The sequence below is a fragment of the Pseudoalteromonas sp. NSLLW218 genome (genome assembly GCF_015864775.1).
Lineage (GTDB): Bacteria > Pseudomonadota > Gammaproteobacteria > Enterobacterales > Alteromonadaceae > Pseudoalteromonas.
This window is the reverse complement of the sequence record NZ_JADYWO010000006.1, coordinates 62,375-80,846: the sequence shown is the minus strand read 5'-3', so window position 1 is coordinate 80,846 and position 18,472 is coordinate 62,375. Positions and strand designations below refer to the sequence as shown.

17 protein-coding genes are annotated in these 18,472 nt (G+C 39.1%); 6 read left to right on the top strand and 11 right to left on the bottom strand.

Features of this window, described 5'->3' with window-relative positions; translation table 11 throughout:
• Positions 1-10: 10 nt before the first annotated feature.
• On the top strand, positions 11-256 hold the full coding sequence (locus tag I6E80_RS10525) for a DUF1289 domain-containing protein (protein ID WP_024598905.1): 246 nt from the start codon (positions 11-13) through the stop codon (positions 254-256).
• On the opposite strand, the gene I6E80_RS10520 is transcribed toward I6E80_RS10525, so the two are convergent.
• The gene (locus I6E80_RS10520; RefSeq protein WP_076925068.1) at positions 253-951 is read right to left on the bottom strand and encodes a transporter substrate-binding domain-containing protein; all 699 of its coding nucleotides are present in this window, start codon (positions 949-951) and stop codon (positions 253-255) included. The two genes, I6E80_RS10525 and I6E80_RS10520, sit on opposite strands and share 4 nt — an antisense overlap.
• Before the next feature lie 118 nt (positions 952-1,069).
• On the opposite strand from I6E80_RS10520, the gene I6E80_RS10515 reads away from it, so the two are divergent.
• From I6E80_RS10515 to I6E80_RS10505, 3 genes are read left to right on the top strand one after another with little or no spacing between them, the layout of a single operon-like run.
• On the top strand, positions 1,070-1,273 hold the full coding sequence (locus tag I6E80_RS10515; protein ID WP_002962585.1) for a DUF3283 family protein: 204 nt from the start codon (positions 1,070-1,072) through the stop codon (positions 1,271-1,273).
• 14 nt (positions 1,274-1,287) lie between these two features.
• The gene (locus I6E80_RS10510) at positions 1,288-1,689 is read left to right on the top strand and encodes a GNAT family N-acetyltransferase (protein WP_197185507.1); all 402 of its coding nucleotides are present in this window, start codon (positions 1,288-1,290) and stop codon (positions 1,687-1,689) included.
• A gap of 35 nt (positions 1,690-1,724) precedes the next feature.
• On the top strand, positions 1,725-6,227 hold the full coding sequence (locus tag I6E80_RS10505) for an EAL domain-containing protein (protein ID WP_197185506.1): 4,503 nt from the start codon (positions 1,725-1,727) through the stop codon (positions 6,225-6,227).
• Between the two features lie 16 nt (positions 6,228-6,243).
• Here the strand turns inward: I6E80_RS10505 and I6E80_RS10500 are convergent, their stop codons facing one another.
• Together I6E80_RS10500 and I6E80_RS10495 are read right to left on the bottom strand one after the other, a co-directional pair.
• Positions 6,244-7,197, bottom strand: a complete 954-nt coding sequence (locus tag I6E80_RS10500) for an ion transporter (protein WP_024590672.1) — start codon at positions 7,195-7,197, stop codon at positions 6,244-6,246.
• Positions 7,197-9,866 carry a bifunctional acetate--CoA ligase family protein/GNAT family N-acetyltransferase gene (locus tag I6E80_RS10495; protein WP_197185505.1) on the bottom strand — a complete coding sequence of 890 codons (2,670 nt, stop codon included), beginning with the start codon at positions 9,864-9,866 and terminating at the stop codon, positions 7,197-7,199. Before I6E80_RS10495 ends, I6E80_RS10500 begins: the two co-directional genes overlap by 1 nt.
• Positions 9,867-9,980: 114 nt before the next feature.
• Between I6E80_RS10495 and I6E80_RS10490 the strand changes: the two genes are divergently transcribed.
• A complete protein-coding gene (locus I6E80_RS10490) occupies positions 9,981-10,697 on the top strand; it encodes an SIMPL domain-containing protein (protein ID WP_197185504.1) in 717 nt (238 codons plus the stop codon).
• 322 nt (positions 10,698-11,019) lie between these two features.
• Positions 11,020-11,463 carry a hypothetical protein gene (locus I6E80_RS10485; protein ID WP_166419701.1) on the top strand — a complete coding sequence of 148 codons (444 nt, stop codon included), beginning with the start codon at positions 11,020-11,022 and terminating at the stop codon, positions 11,461-11,463.
• Here the strand turns inward: I6E80_RS10485 and I6E80_RS10480 are convergent.
• From I6E80_RS10480 to I6E80_RS10445, 8 genes are all read right to left on the bottom strand, one after another.
• Positions 11,446-12,114 carry a hypothetical protein gene (locus I6E80_RS10480; RefSeq protein WP_197185503.1) on the bottom strand — a complete coding sequence of 223 codons (669 nt, stop codon included), beginning with the start codon at positions 12,112-12,114 and terminating at the stop codon, positions 11,446-11,448. The two genes, I6E80_RS10485 and I6E80_RS10480, sit on opposite strands and share 18 nt — an antisense overlap.
• 90 nt (positions 12,115-12,204) lie before the next feature.
• The gene (locus tag I6E80_RS10475; RefSeq protein ID WP_197185502.1) at positions 12,205-14,043 is read right to left on the bottom strand and encodes a DUF885 family protein; all 1,839 of its coding nucleotides are present in this window, start codon (positions 14,041-14,043) and stop codon (positions 12,205-12,207) included.
• A gap of 68 nt (positions 14,044-14,111) precedes the next feature.
• Complete coding sequence (gene hemW, locus I6E80_RS10470; RefSeq protein ID WP_024598896.1) at positions 14,112-15,248, bottom strand: radical SAM family heme chaperone HemW; 1,137 nt, start codon at positions 15,246-15,248, stop codon at positions 14,112-14,114.
• Entirely contained in the window at positions 15,245-15,844 is a 600-nt protein-coding gene (locus I6E80_RS10465; RefSeq protein ID WP_182196828.1) for an XTP/dITP diphosphatase, read from the bottom strand. The genes hemW and I6E80_RS10465 overlap by 4 nt, the downstream gene beginning before the upstream one ends.
• Positions 15,845-15,848: 4 nt before the next feature.
• Positions 15,849-16,292 carry a DUF4426 domain-containing protein gene (locus tag I6E80_RS10460; protein ID WP_024596215.1) on the bottom strand — a complete coding sequence of 148 codons (444 nt, stop codon included), beginning with the start codon at positions 16,290-16,292 and terminating at the stop codon, positions 15,849-15,851.
• A gap of 64 nt (positions 16,293-16,356) precedes the next feature.
• The gene (locus tag I6E80_RS10455) at positions 16,357-16,890 is read right to left on the bottom strand and encodes a YggT family protein (RefSeq protein WP_002962568.1); all 534 of its coding nucleotides are present in this window, start codon (positions 16,888-16,890) and stop codon (positions 16,357-16,359) included.
• A gap of 27 nt (positions 16,891-16,917) precedes the next feature.
• The gene (proC, locus tag I6E80_RS10450; protein ID WP_024596216.1) at positions 16,918-17,739 is read right to left on the bottom strand and encodes a pyrroline-5-carboxylate reductase; all 822 of its coding nucleotides are present in this window, start codon (positions 17,737-17,739) and stop codon (positions 16,918-16,920) included.
• A gap of 17 nt (positions 17,740-17,756) precedes the next feature.
• A complete protein-coding gene (locus tag I6E80_RS10445) occupies positions 17,757-18,470 on the bottom strand; it encodes a YggS family pyridoxal phosphate-dependent enzyme (protein WP_197185501.1) in 714 nt (237 codons plus the stop codon).
• Positions 18,471-18,472 lie beyond the last annotated feature (2 nt).

The window sequence follows — 18,472 nt, the reverse complement described above, 5'->3', positions numbered from 1 at the left end:
TGCGAATGCTATGCAACAAATTGAAATATTTGATATTCCAAGCCCTTGCAAAAGTATTTGCTTAGTTAATAACAGAGGGTATTGTAAGGGGTGTTATCGTAGTCGCGATGAACGCTTTTCGTGGAATAGCTTAACTAACGACCAAAAAAAGAAGGTGCTTAGTTTGTGCCAGCAGCGCTACAAACGCTATCTTCAAAAAAAGCAGCAAAATGCAGTGCCAAGTACACAGGCAGAGCAACAAGGGTTCGATTTTTAAAAGCTTAATCCATATTTGGCTCTTAGCGCGTACACAGTGCCATTGTTAGTTAAGTTAATTAATGACATTTTAAGTTTTTCTACTAGGTTTTTATTACGCTTATTTAAATAATGATAAAGCGGATACGTATTCAACACTTCTTTTTCAAAGCAACCTTGTGGTGTAGGGAGATCGTTGTTTTGCATTATAAAGTTAATCATTAAAGCCCCTTGTACTTTTTGCTGAGCTAGTAAATTAAGCTGGGCATTCATACTTTTAACTTTAATAATATTTCCTGCAAATTGAGTGTTTGCTAAATAATGTTCTTGGACAGGGTAGCCATCAACAATTGCGACGCTATCTAGTTGCTCTAAACTGCTAGGTAAACAGTTTTTATATAACACTAAGTCAAACTTAAATAGCTCATAATCGACCCTAATTAAGTTTTCGTAATTTTCTTCAACGCTTACATCTCTTCCTAACTGTCCATCAAGTACGCCATTATTTGCAGCTAGCAAAGCATTTTGGTGGCTAAAATCGATGATATATATTTTAAAACCTATATCTGCGTATGCTAACTTTAATAGCTCTAAGGCATAATCAGCTTGTGGTGTACTTTGCGGACGATTAAAAGTGAGGTTGTATTGATGACTAAAACAAGAGGCACTAAAAGATAAATTTACCAATAATAACAAGATACTAAAATGTCTATTCATTATCAGTTCCAATTACTACAGAAATAAATAAAATAAGACGCGTATAATAACAAGGAGATTACCTCTTGCCCAGTTTCGGGGTTAATCAAATAATTTTAAAAGCGAATGAGGAAGTATTGTGAGTTTTAATTTATGCCTATTGCCACGTGAAGAAAAATACCAAATTCAGTTAGATTATGAAGCGTCTTTTTGGGCGTATCAAATCAAGCGAAATAAAAAAACGCGAGAGCAAGTTTATAATACAATTCATAGCCGCCCAATGGCAGAGCAAATGGTTTTAAAGCAAAAGTTTGAGCAATATTTAGCCTTGATGCTTAGCTAAGTGTTGATATAAATATGCATATAGTTGAATTGTTGGATGAGCTAAAAATTCCACTCGTTAATAAATTTTATAAAAAACATAATGTAAGAGGGCGGGCTAATAAACAAGATAAAGTATGGGTTACTTACTATAATAATGAAATAGTTGCAGCATGTAGGTTACAAGATAAAACAGATTTTTTATTTTTATCTACCGTGTTTGTTGCGCTGGAGCATCGCGGTAAAGGTGTTGCTAAGCAGCTATTATCAACACTCTTAAAGTCGCAAGATAAGAAGATTAATACCTTCGCATATAAAAACGTAGTTGATTTATATTGTGCTATTGGTTTTAACCAGGTGTTAACATATACTCTTGCTTTACAAGTACTTTTTGATACTTACAAACATCGAAATATAGTCGCTCTAGAGTACCCATAATAATAAATAATAATAAATAATAATATGGAATAAGCATGAGTAAATGCGTTAACGGGATCATTAGTTGCTTTGTAGTTTTAATCGCTATCCTAAGTTGCCAAGTAGGCGCACAAGTAAAACGTTTATCTCCAAGCGAAGGCTTATCGCAAAGCTACGTTAATACAATGCTTATCGACACTAATGGTTACCTTTGGCTTTCTACTGAGGCTGGGCTTAATCGTTATGATGGCTATCAAGTTATTCCAATAAACGGCCCTAATGGTGAATTAGAAGAAGCGATCATTGATCGTATTTACCAAGATACCCAAGGGCACATTTGGATAGCCTCTTTACTTGCAGGCCTATTTAGATACGACCCCGTAACAGATTCATATCAGCAGTTTTTAGAAAAACCCACCAGTGAAGAAGAAATTATCAATCAATCTGTTTTTAGTATGGTGGCCGTTGATAAAAAAACACTTTGGATTGGGCGAGGCCGCGATTTTGCAAAGCTTGATATTGCGACCGGAGAAATTACAACTATCTTTGAGCTACCCGCTAAATATAAAAATACCCTTGTGAGAAAGCTGTTTGCCTACAATGGTTATATATTTATTGGTACAAGCCATGGTGCATATGTATTTGATATTGCAACAGAGCAGGTTAGGCCACTACAACACTTAAAAGGTGAAGCTGAGCATATTTATCAAAATAATGTTAAGTCGTTCGCATTAGGTGAAAATAAACAGTTGTTAGTAGGGGCGGTAAAAGGCTTATACGAAGTTGATATTAGTAACTTATCAAAAATGTTTGAACGTCCAGATTTACCGTTTAAAAGTAAGGTATTACTAACTGATTTAAATGTGTGGAGCATAGTAAACGAACACGGAAAAATAGATTTAGCTACTGATAAAGGCTTGTTTAAATTTGATTTAAGCACTGGGGAGATGATTAAAAACACCCGAATAGCCCAAAGTAAGTACACACTTGCTGATACCAGTATTATTGATATGGCTAAAGATAAATCGGGTGGTACTTGGGTTGCGACTAAAACCGATGGGGCATTTTATTTATCTCATGACAGTTATCATTTTAATAATATCGATGGCACTTTACTCGGGGGCGATGGTTTATCACATCACTCTATTTGGGGTATTACTGAATATAAAGATAAACTCTGGCTTGCAACGCACAATGGTATTACTGAAGTTGATTTAAAAACAAATATTGGCAAAGTTTATTTAAAAGACTACAAAGTCGACTTACTCACCACTGAGTTTACCGTATACGAAATAACACCTTATAAAGACAATTTGTGGCTTTATACAAACCGTGGTTTGTTTATTTTTGATCCTGTAACGCATCAAGTTAGCGAACCTAAAGTGCATGACCCTGCTAATCAAGAGCTAATTACCGGTAGGGTGCATGGCGTTACATTAATGCCAAATGGCGACTTATACTTTGTGCACTCAGATCATGGGGTATTTATATACAATATAGATTCTCAAGTAATAACGCATTTGGGTGGCCAATTTGATCAATTTGAACCCTTTTTAGCCCATGGTTTTTTACCTGCGCTGAGTAATAAACCAGACTCACCATTGTTTTTTAATGCCGGTATTTTATACCAAGTAAACCCAAGTGATTTAGTACTTAAAATGATTTACAAAGTGCCAAAACAGCATGAAAACGTTGCTATTAGTGTGCTTTCTTACTTAATTGATAACAACAATATATTGTGGATATCACTTTCTAATTTTGGCTTGATAGGCCTTGACGCATCTACCTACCAATTAGTCCATACAATCGATTTAGAGAAAAATAAATTAGGCACACTGCTCTACGATATGGTGCTAGATGATGATGGTATGATTTGGATGAGCAGCCATAAAGGTATTTGGCGATTAAACCCAGAAACACTTCATTTTCAGCAATTTTCTACATCAGAGGGGCTACTTTCAGCTGAGTTTAATAGTAACGCCATGGCACAGCTCAAAGATGGCCATATTGCGTATGGTAGCTTAAAAGGATTTACTTATTTTCATCCAATGGAAAACCAAAATTACCAGTCGCTTATTGATCACGTAAATATTACGCGAGTTGATTTAATGTCTCGAGATTTATCGCTTGATTTAAAACAGCCGCTCAACGAAGTTGTGTTAAACCATGATGATATTGGGCTTGAAGTGGCATTTTCGGCCATGGCATTCAGTAATCAAGAACGCATCATTTATGAGTATCAACTCGATAACGGTCAAAAAAGTTATACTCGAAATAACAACCGCGTATTGTTTCCAAAATTAAATCCCGGTAATTATCAATTAAAAGTTTGGGCTAAAGATCCGCTGACTGGCGAATATACTTCGCCCGCTATTTTAAAAATAAAAGTAAAGTATCCGCTTTGGCGTGCACCTTATTTTATGGTGCTTTATGGCATGTTGTTTATTGGCTTTGTTGCTATGTGGGTTATGCGCCGTAATAAAATCCAGCGTATTTTATTAGCAGCAAATAAAGAAAGTAAAGAAAGCGAAGCGCGTTTAAAGCTAGCGCTTGAAGGCAGCGAGTCGGGTGTTTGGGATTGGGAATCAAGTAATCCAAGTATTTATCAACCTCGCTTAGCGAGTGAATTAGGCTACGAAAATGAAACCGTGAGCCTAGATGAATATTTATCTAAAATTCATCCGCAAGACAAACAACTATTTCGCTTAGAGTGGCTTGAATTTTTATCTACCGATAAAGGTTATTTTAATTGCACCTACCGCCTGCGCCATGCAAAAGGCTATTGGCGCTGGTATAAGGATTTTGGGAAAGTAGTTGAGTGGGATGATAAAACGCCACAAAAAGTAGCGGGTACCTACACAAATATGACCCGTGAGATGGTGTTTGAAGAACATGCATTATTATTTACCGCAGCGTTTGAACAAACACGTGATTGGGTGTTTATTCTCGATAAAAATTTAAATATTAGGGCCTCCAATAAATCCCTGCAGACCGCCTTTAGCTTCTCTGCTGAGTCGTTATCTAGTCGAGCATTAAATTTAGGTATATCGCGCAGCAATCGTTTCGATTATTTACGCATAATGCAAAAGCTATCTGTTGGGGAGCACTTTTCGTGTGAAGACAGTGTGGTTTTAGCAAATGGTGAGCCACGTCATGTACTTGTGAAAATAAGTGCAGTAGCCGATAACGAACAGCGTCTTAATAGCTATGTCATTATTTTAACCGATATAAACGCACAAAAATCAGCTGAAAACGAGCTGCACTTATTAGCCAATTACGATGCTTTAACTGGGCTGCCAAATCGTACGTTATTTAACGACCGCGTTGAACACGCCCTTGAGCAAGCAAAATTTCACGAATGTAAAGTTGCTTTATTACATATAAATATTAAGCGTTTTAAATACTTTAATGATTCTTTAGGGCACGCAGTTGCTGATGAGCTTATTAAAGAGGTAGCTGAGCGTTTAAAATGCTCCTTGCGTCCATCGGATAGTGTTGCTCGATTTGGTGGCGATGAATTTGTTGTACTGGTAGAAGACATTCATCAAATAGAACAAGTACTCATTATATGTACTAAGTTGATGGATTGTGTGAATCAAAATATTACGATTAATGGTCAAGTTGTAAACGTTAATTTAAGTATTGGCGTGTCTATATCACCAGATGATGCGCAGCAAGGATCAGCGCTTTTAAAAGCTGCGAGCATAGCGTTATATCATGCAAAAGACTCTTTAGAGGGACGTTATCAGTTTTATAAGCAAGAGATGAATCAGCATGTTCAAAGAGCGCTGCATCTTGAATCTCAGCTTACAAGAGCGTATCAAGAAGAAGAGTTCTGTAATTACTACCAGCCTATCATTAACGCTGAAAGTCAAAAAACAGAAGGTTTTGAAGTACTGCTGCGTTGGCCTGAAAATAAGCTTGTGCAAACCCAAGAGTTTTCGGTGGCAGCAGAAGGTATAGGCCTAATTACAAAAATTATGCTGCAGACTTTTGCGCGCGCTTTACTAGCGCTAAAAGAGTGGCGAAAAGCCTCACCTAGCCTGTATTTATCTATTAATTTATCGGCACTTGATTTTGAGTTTAAAGACCTTGTTCCCGAAATAAAAAAAGCGTTAAGTAACGCAGGGGTATCATCTGAGGCAATTGTTTTTGAAATAACTGAATCAATATTAATGCGTGATTCCAAAGAAGCGTTACATAGTATGGAACAACTTAAAAAGTTGGGCTGTAGATTGTATATGGATGATTTTGGTACGGGTTACGCATCGCTTACTTATTTAAAGCGCTTTCCTATTGATGTATTAAAAATAGATAGAAGCTTTGTGCAAGACATAGGCATAGATTCTGACGATGAAGCTATTATTCAATCAATACTCGCGCTTGCTGATAGTTTAGGTAAAGAATGTGTAGCTGAAGGCGTAGAAAGCTCGCACCAACTCGCCTTTTTAAAGGCGCGAGGGTGCATGCATTTCCAAGGGTACTTATTTAGTAAACCAGTACCAAATAACGAAGTACTACCGCTTATTAATCGCAATTGGAGTGATATATTTAATTGATAATGGCAGTACTCATTTAAGGCCTTTTACCGCAGTGCCTACAAAATAAATGGCTATTATGCTCATTTAACTGCGTTTTAATGGCCTTATTAGCTTCTAGTTTACTCAAGCCTAGTTTATAGCGTAGTTCTTCTAGGTGTTCTTGTTGAGTATCATTAAGAGTGCCGTCTTGAATTTGTTCATGTACAGCATCTTCAAAAAATTGGCGGCGTTTACGTATTTGTTCTGAAAAACTAGACGCGAGTAAACCGGTAGGTATCGCAACCATTCCCATGCTTAGTAGTGTAATAACGCCGCCGAAAAATTTACCCAATGGCGTTATAGGTACTACATCGCCATAACCAACAGTCGTTAGTGTTGCCATTGCCCACCACATAGCCGCAGGAATAGAGCCAAATTTATCGGGTTGTATGTCGTGCTCAATTAAGTAAATTCCGCATGAAGCTAAAATAAGCACGACGGCCATAATAAAAAAAGCAGCCATTAATGAACTACCTTCATCGTTAAAGGCTTTTAAAAGTAGCTGCATGGCGCGTGAGTAGCGAGTGAGTTTAAATACCCTTAATAGTCGGAGCACACGTAAAAAACGTAAATCGAGAGGAAATAAAAACATCATTAAGCTTGGTAAAATCGCAATTAAATCAACAATTGCCAAAGGGGAGAAAAAATAGCTAAGCCGACGTTTGGTATGAGACCCTTCCATTGCTGCATATTGTGTTTTATCTACGCAAGCCCAAAGTCTGGCTAAGTACTCAATAGCAAAAATAGCGACAGAGACAATTTCTAAAACTAAGAATTCGTTGTAATACTGCTCTGCCACACTTGGGATTGATTCAATAACAATGGCTACAACGTTAATCATTATTAAGCTAATGAGCGCGATATCAAGAATATGTCCTGCTCGATGGTATTGACCTGTGCCTTCAAAGAGGCAGGCCATTTTTTGTCTTAAAGTATGTGGTTCATTCATTATTTAAGTTTAAGTACCATATTAATACTGCCTTCTTCAAAGTCGCGACTAATTTTAAAACCTAACTTTCGGGCTAGCTCAATCATCCCCGTATTCTCTGGTAAGGTTATGCCTTCAATCGACTCCACACCTTGGCGTTTACAGTGGTTGATTGCAGCACTCATTAGTATGCGACCAAGCCCTAAACCTTGGCAGTCTGAGCGTACTACAATAGCAAATTCAGCATGTAGGTTATCGGGATCCATAATGACGCGAGACACACCTAGTGTGCGGGTTTTACCTTCAAAGCGTTGGCAAACAATAAAGGCCATTTCACGGTCGTAATCAATTTGCGTCATTTTAGCGAGTTGGTCGTGGTTAAATTGTGGTAGTTCGCCAAAAAAGCGTTTATATCTGTCTTCTTTATTAAGTGACTCGTCAAATGCTTTATGAGCTTGTTCATCTTCTGGCTTTATAGGCCTGAGCGTAGCTTGGGTGTTATTTTTAAGTGTTACTACTTCAACAAGCTCAATAGGGTAGGGACGAATAGATAAGCGCTTACGATTGCTCTGAGTTTGATAGCGGTTAAGGGTCATAGTGGCATCGAGTACTAAAAACTGCCCGTTGCTGGCAAGGATAGGATTTAGTTCCATAGAGCTTATGTCAGGTTGGTCAATAATTAACTGAGAAATACGTGTTAGCAGTGCACATAAACGATACTTATCAACCTTTTCGGGTAATATGCGCTCCTTTAGTACGCCTTTATCGTGCGCTGCGGCAATTAAATACTTTGCTAAGTTCATATTCAGTGGAGGCAGAGCAACAGCGGCTTGTGCATATTCAAGGCCGGTTCCTGCTTCACCTAATAATATAACAGGGCCAAAATTGGGCTCGGTTTTAATCGCAATTCGCAGCTCATTTGCGCCTGCTCGCGGCGCCATTTTTTGTAATGAGAACCCTTCAATAATCGCATCCGGATACGTGTTTTTAATACGTATAAGCATTGCAAAAGCGGTTTGTTCAACCTCGTTGGCGTCGTTTAAATTAAGCACCACACCACCTACTTCAGACTTTGAGGCAATACTTGGGCTAATGAGCTTTAACGCAACTGGAAAACCCAGCTCTATGGCTTGCTCTCTCGCTTCTGTTGGTGTGTAGGCAACCTCAGTTTGAATGCATTTAATACCGTAATGGTTTAATACTTGGCTTGCCTGATGGGTAGGTAAGTAGCTTTGTCCTTCATCTAAAAATTCATTAATAAGTGCTTTAGCTGGCACTTTATTTATTTTTGCGTCATCAGTGTTCGACTCAGGTGTTTGCGTTAAATGCTTTTGGTTACGACGATACGTTACCAAGTGCATAAAAGCGCCAACAGCGCCTTCGGGCGTACGATAAGTCGGTATAGCATTATTAGAGCATACTTTTCTTGCAGCATAAGATGCATCCTCCCCCATAAAGTTAGTTATAACGTAAGGGCGCGCCATTTTGGGTAATGTTTGCAAGGTTTCTACAATAACGTTGGCGTAGTCTTCGCTGAGTGCAAGTGCTGATGGGGTATGAATTATGAGTAAATTTTTAACTTCTTTAGCGTGTAATAAAATCTCCAGCGCTTGTTTGTACCGAGCAGGAGCAGAGTCGCCAAAAATATCCACAGGGTTTGAGGTGGTTTCTGATTGTGGAATTACTTTATTTAGCGCATTTCGAGTTTCAATGCTTAGTTCTGCTAATTTACCGGAGCTTTGAATAAGCTCATCAACGGCCATAACTCCCGGCCCGCCACCATTAGTTAAGATAGTTAGCTGCTCTACTTTTAATAATTTTGGATGCATGGCAAGTGTTTGTGTCGCTGCAAATAGCTCCCGTAAATCATTTACGCGCAGCATACCTGCACGTTGAAATAACGCATCGTAAACAGCATCAGAGCTTTGCTTACCGCCGGTGTGAATTTCGGCTGCAAGTGCGCCTGCACTTGTTTTACCTGTTTTAATCGCAATTACAGGCTTACTAAAAGCCGCAGCTCTTGCTGCTGATATAAAACCACGAATATCCTCAATGTTATCAATGTAGAGTAAAATAGCTTTGGTTTTAGCATCACGACCTAAAAAGTCGAGTAGTTCATTAAAGTTAATATCAAGGCAGTCACCTACCGATACAAAATATGAAAAGCCAATTTCTTTGTTTTTAGCCCAATCTAAAATGGTTGAGCATACTGCTGCTGATTGCGATACAAATGCAATTTTACCTGGGCTTGCCACAGTATGTGAAAAGCTCGCATTTAAACCAATATGAGGGATCAGCAAGCCTAAACAATTTGGCCCGAGCAAAGTAACTTGCTTGGCTTGAGCGCATGCTATGAGCGCGCTTTTTTGCTCTCCAGAAAGCCCATCAGCAATAACAATCGCCGTTTTGCAGCCAAGCTCTCCAAGCTGCTCAATAATATCAATTAAGGTGTTTTTGTTAGTACAAATAACAGCAAGGTCGGGTACTTTTGGTAAGTCAGCAATAGTGGGGTAAGCAAGCACGCCATGTACTGCGCTATGGCTTGGAGTAACAGGCATTATCGGCCCTTTAAAGCCGCCTTGAAGCAAATTGCGCATAACCACAAAACCAGCACGAGTTGATATATTAGAGGCACCAATAACGGCCACTGAGCTTGGATTAAAAAACTGGGTAATGCGCTTAAGGCTCATGGTTTTTCCTAGGCTGATTAAATTTTGCGTTATTTATAGTCTCAATGTACCCTGTTTACTGTGTTATTTCGAGCGTCTAGATGCTTATTATTGATATCAATCAAGGAGATTATTGTGAATAAAACCCCCGGTTTTTACATTGTTGTAGCGGCTATTTGTTTAAGTATAGGCTTAATTAGCTTAGGGTTTATTTTAAAGAGTACAGCTTTGAGTGTAAAAGAGATGGAACGTACTGTGCAGGTTAAGGGGTTGGCCGAGCGAGAAGTAATAGCCGATACAGTAATTTGGCCTCTGCAATTTAGTGATGCCGACAATAATCTTGAAAAATTAGTCAGCCGAGTTGAGAAAAAAAATGATGCTGTAACTGTTTTTTTAAAACTGCATGGTTTTGACGACGATGAAATAACAATAGGCAGCCAGTCAGTTATTGATAAGCAAGCACGTGAATACAGTAACGAAAATCAGCAGTTTAGATACATAGTGCGCTCAAATATTATTGTTTATTCTGCTGCGCCAGATAAAGTACAAAATGCGCTGAGCAAAGTAAGCCAGCTTGCTAAACAAGATATCGCAATAGTGCAGGACAGCTACGAAACAAAAGTTGAATACATTTTTACAGGCCTCAATGATGTAAAACCTGCGATGGTGCAAGAAGCAACTGAAAAAGCGCGTGAAGTCGCTAATAAATTTGCTAAAGACTCTAATTCAAAATTAGGCAAAATAAAAACAGCTCGCCAAGGGCAATTTAGTATCAGTAATCGAGATTCAAATACACCGCAAATAAAAAATATAAGAGTGGTAACCAGTGTTGAATATTATTTAAATGACTAGGGCCTGTTGACCTTTCAGGATTAAAATTTGTTCAATCTAGGGGCGATTTAATCGCGGCGTGAGGTTTGTAACCTAGCGGGCTCGATAACTGCTCCTGCGTTATTCTAATGGCTTACATCCATGTAAGAATAAGTAAAAACCGAGCAACAAAGAGTAAATTGCCCCTAGGCAGAACCCTTCGGGCAGCGCATGTTTGGCATTTATTCCACGTTATCAACTATTTATGGGGAATAACCACACTGCATAGGCTCTGCCTTGCCTAAATACCAAACATACTGCTGCAAATTCAACCTCGAAAGATAAGCAGGCCCTAGGAAATAATATGTCAGAGTCTAAATATGGTCAGTTTGTACTGGCTCCCCGTTCGTACTTTTTTACTGCTATAGCGAGCGTAGTATTTGCGTTTATAGGCTTTAGTTATAATGCATGGCGAATGGAGGCAAGTGAAGAGAACAACAATACACGCATTGCTAGCTTTCAAATATTACAAGAACTAGCCGAGCTTGAGCTTATAGTATTTGCCGCACATTACGACAATAACAAAATAGATGGTAGCCCTAGAAAAGGCTGGGTTAAAGTTAACTTAATTCACGACTTAAGCTACTTAGCCGTTGATAAAGTACATTTAAAAACAAAAGACTTACAAAAGGTCTGGCAAACAAATTGGCCAAATATGGTTGAGCACGAAAGTGCTGCGCAATCCATTACACACGCTATAGATAGTGTGCGTATAGAAGTAGTGGGTGAATTAAAGCGCCTTGATTAGGTGCACAACTTGCGCCGTTGAGCGTTGTAAATAAGCTGCGCTCAGTAAAATTGTGGTTTCGTTAAGTTTTTGTCCTTTTAATACGTTAATAAGCTGCTGTTTTGCGTTCGGATTTTGTTTTTGCTCTATTTCCATTAATGCTAACAAAGCTGAAAATTCATGCTTTACCGGTGTGCTTGGTTTATTTGCGTAGGCAATGTAGCAGGCAACAGGTGTTAACCCCTCTGAGTTGGGCTGCGCAAGCGCTTTAACTAAGTCATCATTTGATTCAAACAACATTAAAGAACGCACATAGTTAAATGGCAGCTTTGTAGCATCGGCATGCTTAAACACATTGTGCAGTACGTTATTTCCTTGTGTATCTTGTACTAAAAAGCCTTTATTTACTCTCAGCGCTGGGGTAAAAAAACTCAATGCGTCAATATTAGTGAGTTGATTAATAAATGGAGAAGGTGCTGTATTAGTACTTAGTATACGGGTTGCTATGTTTTGCATAAAGTCATACTTAACACTCAACCGTTGGGCACTGTCATATAAATGGTTAAGCTGCAAAGTTTGCTGAGCAGGGCTTAACTGCTTAAAGTCGTTATCGAGCTCATTTAACTGCTGCTTTGAAATACGCGCATTAAGTAGTTGTATGCTTAAATCCATTATTATTTCCAAAAATCTTTTTTACTACTATAAAACAAAAAAGGCCGCAAATGCGACCTTTCATATTTAAAGCAATTGTTTAAATTGGTTTTAAGCCTTTTTGCTTGCTACCCATTCATTTACAAAATTTTCTAGTACATTAAGTGGCACCGGGCCATTTTTAAGTACTACGTCGTGGAACTGGCGAATATCAAATTTATCACCAAGTTGCTTTTTAGCGTCTTCACGAAGTTCTAGAATCTTAAGCATACCCACTTTATAAGCCGTTGCTTGTGAAGGCATTACAATGTGACGCTCAACCATTTTAACACCGTCAGATGTTGCATTAGGCGTGTTATTTACGTAGTAATCAATACCTTCTTGGCGAGTCCACTTCATTGCGTGAATACCCGTATCAACTACTAGACGACATGCGCGCCATAATTCCATTGAAAGACGACCAAAATCTGAGTAAGGGTCTGAGTACATGCCCATTTCTTTAGGAATGAACTCTGAGTATAAACCCCAGCCTTCAATATACGCTGTGTAGCCACCAAACTTACGGAATTTAGGAACACCTTCTAACTCTTGCGAAATAGCTATTTGCATGTGGTGTCCTGGAATACCTTCATGGTAAGCCAGTGCTTCCATTTGATACGTTGGCATTGCTTCCATATCGTAAAGGTTTGCGTAGTAAACACCTGGGCGTGAACCATCCGGAGCTGGCTGTTGGTAAAATGCTTTACCTGCCGCTTTTTCACGGAATGCTTCAACTGCTTTTACTTTTAAATCAGCTTTTGGCTTAACAATGAATAGCTCATCTAAACGCGTTTTCATTGTATCAATAAGCCCAGTGGCTTCATCAAGATAGCGTTGTTTACCTTGTGCATCATTAGGGTAGTAAAATTGCTTGTCAGTTTTCATAAACTGCATAAACGCTTTTAAGTCGCCTTTAAAGCCCACTTTATCTTTAATTTCACGCATTTCATCATGAATACGTGTCACTTCAGATAGACCAATTGCATGAATTTCTTTAGCTGTTAAATCTGTTGTAGTTGTGCGCTTAAGTGCGTTGTTATAAAACGCTTCGCCGTCAGGTAGTTTCCATGCGCCATCGCGATCATCAGCACGTTTCTCAAGCTGCGCTAGGTAATTAATTAGCTTAGAGTAAGATGGTTTAACAGCCGATTTTAATGCATCTGATGCATCGCTGATTAACGAGTCTTTTTCGTCTTGGCTAATTTCAAGCGCTGTTACTTTACGCTTAAAGTCAGCAAGCAATGTAGAATCATCGCCTTTTTCAAACGGTGCACCGTGAATAATGTTTTTGCTTGAATCAATAACATGTGGGAACACAAATTTAGGGGCAATGATGCCTTTTTCTGCACGTACAGTTAAATCAATAATAAGCTGATCAATAACACCAGTTACACCATTTAAACGTGAAATGTAGTCTTTAGCTTCTTTTACATTACTAATTGAGTGCTGATTAATTAAAAATGCAGGGATCATAGAATGTGTACCAAACATTTGGTTCACAGGGTAGTTATGGTAACGCCATTTAAAGTCAGCAATTGAGCTTTCAAGATCTTGTTTTTTTAAGTCGTAGCTAACTTTTGTTGCATCATCTAATAAATCACGGCTAATTGCTTTTAGTGCAACGAGGTCAGCTTTTGTTTGCGCTAAATCTTTAAGCTGTCTTTCTTCGCTGCCATCGTCCCACTTATCGTAATCTTGCTTAATACCCATGTATGTTTGATATACAGGACTGCTCATTACATCGCGGTTAAATGTGTCTTCAAAAAACGCATTGGCTTTGTCTATTTCACTTTGTTGTGATTGAACTGCTGCTTGTGCAATAGGAGCTGAAGTCGCTTGTTGTGTTGTTTGCTGGCAACCAGCAAGTAGTGCAACGCTTACTGCGGCCGCAATAAAGGTAAGTTTACGCATTGTTTTCCCTTTTGTTGTTAGAAACCCATTAGGGTGTTTTATATTTATTTTTTGTGTAGCGCTGGGCGCTACACAAATAATTCTAGCAGGTCATTCAAAAAGCGATGACCTTTTAAGCTTACCTGCCAATGACTGCCTGTTTGAGTCAATAAACCTTTATTAATTGCTTGGTTTAATGCACTTTGCTGACTTTGCAGTGGCAGTGTTGTTAATTTATTAAAATCATTAATTGGGCAAGGCTCAACAAGGCGAAAGCGATTCATAAAAAATTCAAACGCTAAATCGTCTTGCTCTACATGCCAGCTTTTGTACATATACGGTTTAATTAAATCCATATAGCCGCGTGGGTGTTTAACCTTTTCGGTACGCGTAATAAGCCCTGTATTTGCATCAGTAACCTTACCATGCGCGCCGCAGCCAATACCGAGATAATCGCCAAAACGCCAATAATTCAAGTTATGTTGGCACTGATAGCCTGGTTTTGCATAGCCTGATATTTCGTATTGTATGTAACCTGCTTGAGCTAGTAACTCGACCCCTTGTTCTTGAATGTCCCACAGTGTTTCGTCTTGTGGCAAGGTTGGGGGTTTTGATGCAAACTGAGTATTAGGTTCAATAGTTAGTTGATACCAAGATATATGCGGAGGATCTAGCGCTATTATTTGCTTTAAATCACTCAGTGCATCGTCAAGTGTTTGCCCCGGTAAGCCGTGCATTAAATCAAGGTTAAAGCTGTTTAAACCGGCTTCTTTAGCTTGCTGCGCAGCATAATTAGCCTCGTCGCTGCCATGAATCCGACCAAGTGCTTTTAACTTGTCGTTTTGCATGCTTTGCACGCCAATAGAAATACGGTTAATACCTGCTTTTACGTAATCTTTAAAACGACCTGTTTCTACTGTGCCAGGGTTGGCTTCAAGGGTAATTTCGCAGTTGTCTTCAAGTCCAATTAGGCTATCGACTTCTTTTAGTAAGCGGGTGTAAGCTGTACCAGTTAATAAGCTTGGAGTGCCGCCACCAATAAAAATGCTGTGAATTTTACGCCCTTGCACTAAGTGCAAATCAGCTTTTAAATCATCAATTAAATGCTGAACATATTCAGCTTCAGGTATTTCACCTTTTTGTCCGTGGCTATTAAAATCGCAGTACGGGCATTTTTGCACGCACCAAGGCACGTGCACATATAAGCTCAGTGGTGGAAGGTTCACAGGCCGCCTTTTTGCTTTAGCTCTAGCAATAATTTTTGTAGCGCTTGTCCGCGATGACTCACTGCATTTTTTTGCTCTTTTGTAAGCTCAGCACTCGTACAATTTTTCTCTGCTACAAAAAACACCGGATCGTAACCAAAGCCACCGTTGCCATTTTGAGTTAATGTAATTTCGCCTTCCCAGCTTGCACTGCAAATAAGTGGAGTAGGGTCATCTGCGTGGCGCATTAATACCAGTACACACCAAAAACGAGCACTACGGATAGGGTTATTACCCAAATCAACGAGTAACTTATCAATGTTATCTTGATCGCTGGCACCTGGGCCTGCAAAACGGGCTGAGTAAACGCCGGGCGCGCCATTTAAGCCATCAACTTCTAAACCAGAGTCATCGGCAATAGCTGCCATGCCAGTAATTTTAGCGGCATGGCGCGCTTTAATAATGGCATTTTCAACAAAGGTAGTGCCGGTTTCGGCAACTTCACTTACATTAAAATCGCTCTGTGGAACTACATTAATATTCAGAGAGCTTAGCATGTTAGCTAGCTCTTTTACTTTGCCAGGGTTACCTGTAGCAAGTACTAAAGTTTTGGTCATGTTATTAATCTACGTAAAATTTTTGCTGAAACTGTAATTTTTGAAATTGATTACTTTGTTGTATTTCAATCTCAAAGCGTAAAATCTCTTCGTTGGTGTAATCAACTTGGGCAAGGTAATAAATTGACTCACCTTCTTTTACTTCTTTAAAAGTAAGCGTTTGCTTGTTGCCAAGTAGGTTTTTAGCTGTGCCTGTAAGCTTTGCCGTTTGGGCTGTGTTTTCGGCATCATTTTTTAAAACAGAAATATTCACAATGCCTTTGTATCCGCTTCGCTCAAGGCCATACGCTTTCGCTATTTTTGGCTGAATAAAAGTAGAAGGAAAAGCGATGTAATGCACTTGCCAAGGGCCAAGCTCTTTGTATTGTGCGCCTTGCATTTCTTCGCTTTGCGCGTTAAATGCAAATGCTAAACAAGCAATAAAACAAAACTTAATTAAACGGTTCATCATGTATTCCTCAAAACATATAAAAAAGAGGCCTTTGGGCCTCTTTTACTCAAAAATTAAGTGCTTAGACTAAAAAGTCCATAAGCAACATTTGCAAAAACTGAATACCAATAATAAGCACTAAAACTGATAAATCTAAGCCACCCATTGATGGTAATATTTTACGAATTGGTTTTAGCATTGGTTCAGTAAGCTGATGGAAAACGGCTTCTATAGGGTTATAACCTTGGCTAACCCAACTTAAAATAGCGCGAATAATAAGTACCCAAAAAACTAAGTTAAGGCCTTCTTTTAGTACCGTTATAAGTGCTTGAATAAGTACAGGCTGTATTGCCCACGCATTATATATAACAAGCATTAAAGTACTAATTTTGGCTACAGCCACTATAAATGCCAGCAACAAAGATGCTAAATCAAGTCCGCCAAACCCCGGAATAATTTTACGCAGTGGTTTTACCGCAAACGACGTGGCTTTAACCACAAACTGGCTCATTGGATTATAAAAGTCGGCTTTTGCCCACTGCAGCCAAAAGCGCAGTAATACCACCATTAAAAACAAATCAAACAGGGTACTGATCAAAAATTGCATGGCATTCATAGTGTAACCTTCAATAAAAAAGTGGTTTTAAAGTTCTTTTTCCATTTGCATCGCACGCGCAATACACGCATCCATTGCATCGCCAACGGTTTTAGTTAAGCCTTCATCTTTTAAGTGCTCAACAGCTGCATGAGTCGTACCGCCTTTAGATGTTACGTTTGAACGTAGTTGCGAAATAGTAATATCAGGTTGGCTAAGTGCCATTTCGGCGGCGCCAAGGGCTGTTTGTTGTACCAGGCGACGAGCGTCTTCATCATTAAAGCCCAGCGCTTTGGCTTTTTCTTCTATGGCTTCCATAAATAAGAAAAAGTAAGCAGGCGAAGAGCCAGTCACAGCAATAATGTCGTTAATTTGAGATTCTTTTTCAACCCATACAACAATGCCAGTGCATTCAAAAACTTGTTGTACAAACTCGTGTTCGCTTTGTGTTTCGCCCGCGCCATATAAACCTGATACACCACGGCCTAATAAAGACGGTGTGTTTGGCATACAGCGTACCATTTTAACGTCTTGACCTAGCATTTCGCGAAGGCGTTTTACAGTTAAGCCCGCAGCAACCGAAATGAACAGTTTGTCGCTAAAATCTACGCCCGAATCTTGAAACGATTTACATAAATCGCCCATCATTTGTGGTTTAACAGACAAAACAATTACATCAGCATCGCGCAGGGCTTCGTTATTGTCACTGGTGGTTTGCACCTTGAAATCGGCTGCTACCTTTGCAAGCTTTTCTTGGTTGCGGTTAGTCGCAATAATGTTACTTGCGTTAAAACCGTTTTTTACCATGCCACCAATAATGGCGTAGCTCATATTACCTGTGCCTATAAATGCGATTTTTTTATCTGACATAAATCTGTTATCACCTTTTAAGTTCGTGTTCCAAAAATGTCTGTGCCGACTCTTACCATGGTTGAGCCTGCACTAATGGCAGCTTCAACATCACCGCTCATACCCATCGACAAAGTATCTACTTGAGGATATTGGGTCTTTAGTTTATCAAAGCAAGTTTGTAATTGCTCAAAAGATTGAATTTGCGTATCCAGATCGTCACTTTTAGCCGGAATTGCCATTAAACCGCGAAGTGTTAAGTGCTCACATTGGTTAATAAAATCGGCAAGTTCAGAAATTTGCCCAACACTACAACCCGATTTAGCTTCTTCTTCGCTTATATTTACTTGAATAAGTACATTAAGGGGCGATTTATCGTCTGGGCGCTGGGAATCTAATCGTTTGGCTATTTTTATGCGATCAACACTTTGCACCCAGTCAAAGTTGGCAGCCACTAATGCACTTTTATTTGATTGAATTGGTCCAATGAAATGCCAAATGATATCGCTATATGACTGTAGTTGAGCTATTTTATCTATAGCCTCTTGAACATAAGATTCACCAAATTCGCGCTGGCCATGCTCATAAGCTGCAATAACATCTTCGCTTGGTTTAGTTTTAGACACTGCCAGTAAAGTAACTTCGTTAGTGTTTCGCTGTGCGTTTTTTGCCGCGTCTGCAATTCTAGCGTAGGCGGATGTGAGTCGTTCTGCTATTGTAACCATATATTTATCAGTTAGTTGTGGAGTCATAA

Excerpts from the sequence above, each read along its gene's own strand:
- I6E80_RS10465 (WP_182196828.1), bottom strand. The coding sequence starts at position 15,844 with ATGACCAAAACTTTAGTACTTGCTACAGGTAACCCTGGCAAAGTAAAA.
- I6E80_RS10485 (WP_166419701.1), top strand. The coding sequence starts at position 11,020 with ATGTCAGAGTCTAAATATGGTCAGTTTGTACTGGCTCCCCGTTCGTAC.
- I6E80_RS10525 (WP_024598905.1), top strand. The coding sequence starts at position 11 with ATGCAACAAATTGAAATATTTGATATTCCAAGCCCTTGCAAAAGTATT.
- I6E80_RS10520 (WP_076925068.1), bottom strand. The coding sequence starts at position 951 with ATGAATAGACATTTTAGTATCTTGTTATTATTGGTAAATTTATCTTTT.
- I6E80_RS10445 (WP_197185501.1), bottom strand. The coding sequence starts at position 18,470 with ATGACTCCACAACTAACTGATAAATATATGGTTACAATAGCAGAACGA.
- I6E80_RS10480 (WP_197185503.1), bottom strand. The coding sequence starts at position 12,114 with ATGGATTTAAGCATACAACTACTTAATGCGCGTATTTCAAAGCAGCAG.
- I6E80_RS10495 (WP_197185505.1), bottom strand. The coding sequence starts at position 9,866 with ATGAGCCTTAAGCGCATTACCCAGTTTTTTAATCCAAGCTCAGTGGCC.
- I6E80_RS10455 (WP_002962568.1), bottom strand. The coding sequence starts at position 16,890 with ATGAATGCCATGCAATTTTTGATCAGTACCCTGTTTGATTTGTTTTTA.
- I6E80_RS10505 (WP_197185506.1), top strand. The coding sequence starts at position 1,725 with ATGAGTAAATGCGTTAACGGGATCATTAGTTGCTTTGTAGTTTTAATC.
- I6E80_RS10460 (WP_024596215.1), bottom strand. The coding sequence starts at position 16,292 with ATGAACCGTTTAATTAAGTTTTGTTTTATTGCTTGTTTAGCATTTGCA.
- I6E80_RS10510 (WP_197185507.1), top strand. The coding sequence starts at position 1,288 with ATGCATATAGTTGAATTGTTGGATGAGCTAAAAATTCCACTCGTTAAT.
- I6E80_RS10475 (WP_197185502.1), bottom strand. The coding sequence starts at position 14,043 with ATGCGTAAACTTACCTTTATTGCGGCCGCAGTAAGCGTTGCACTACTT.
- proC (WP_024596216.1), bottom strand. The coding sequence starts at position 17,739 with ATGTCAGATAAAAAAATCGCATTTATAGGCACAGGTAATATGAGCTAC.
- I6E80_RS10500 (WP_024590672.1), bottom strand. The coding sequence starts at position 7,197 with ATGAATGAACCACATACTTTAAGACAAAAAATGGCCTGCCTCTTTGAA.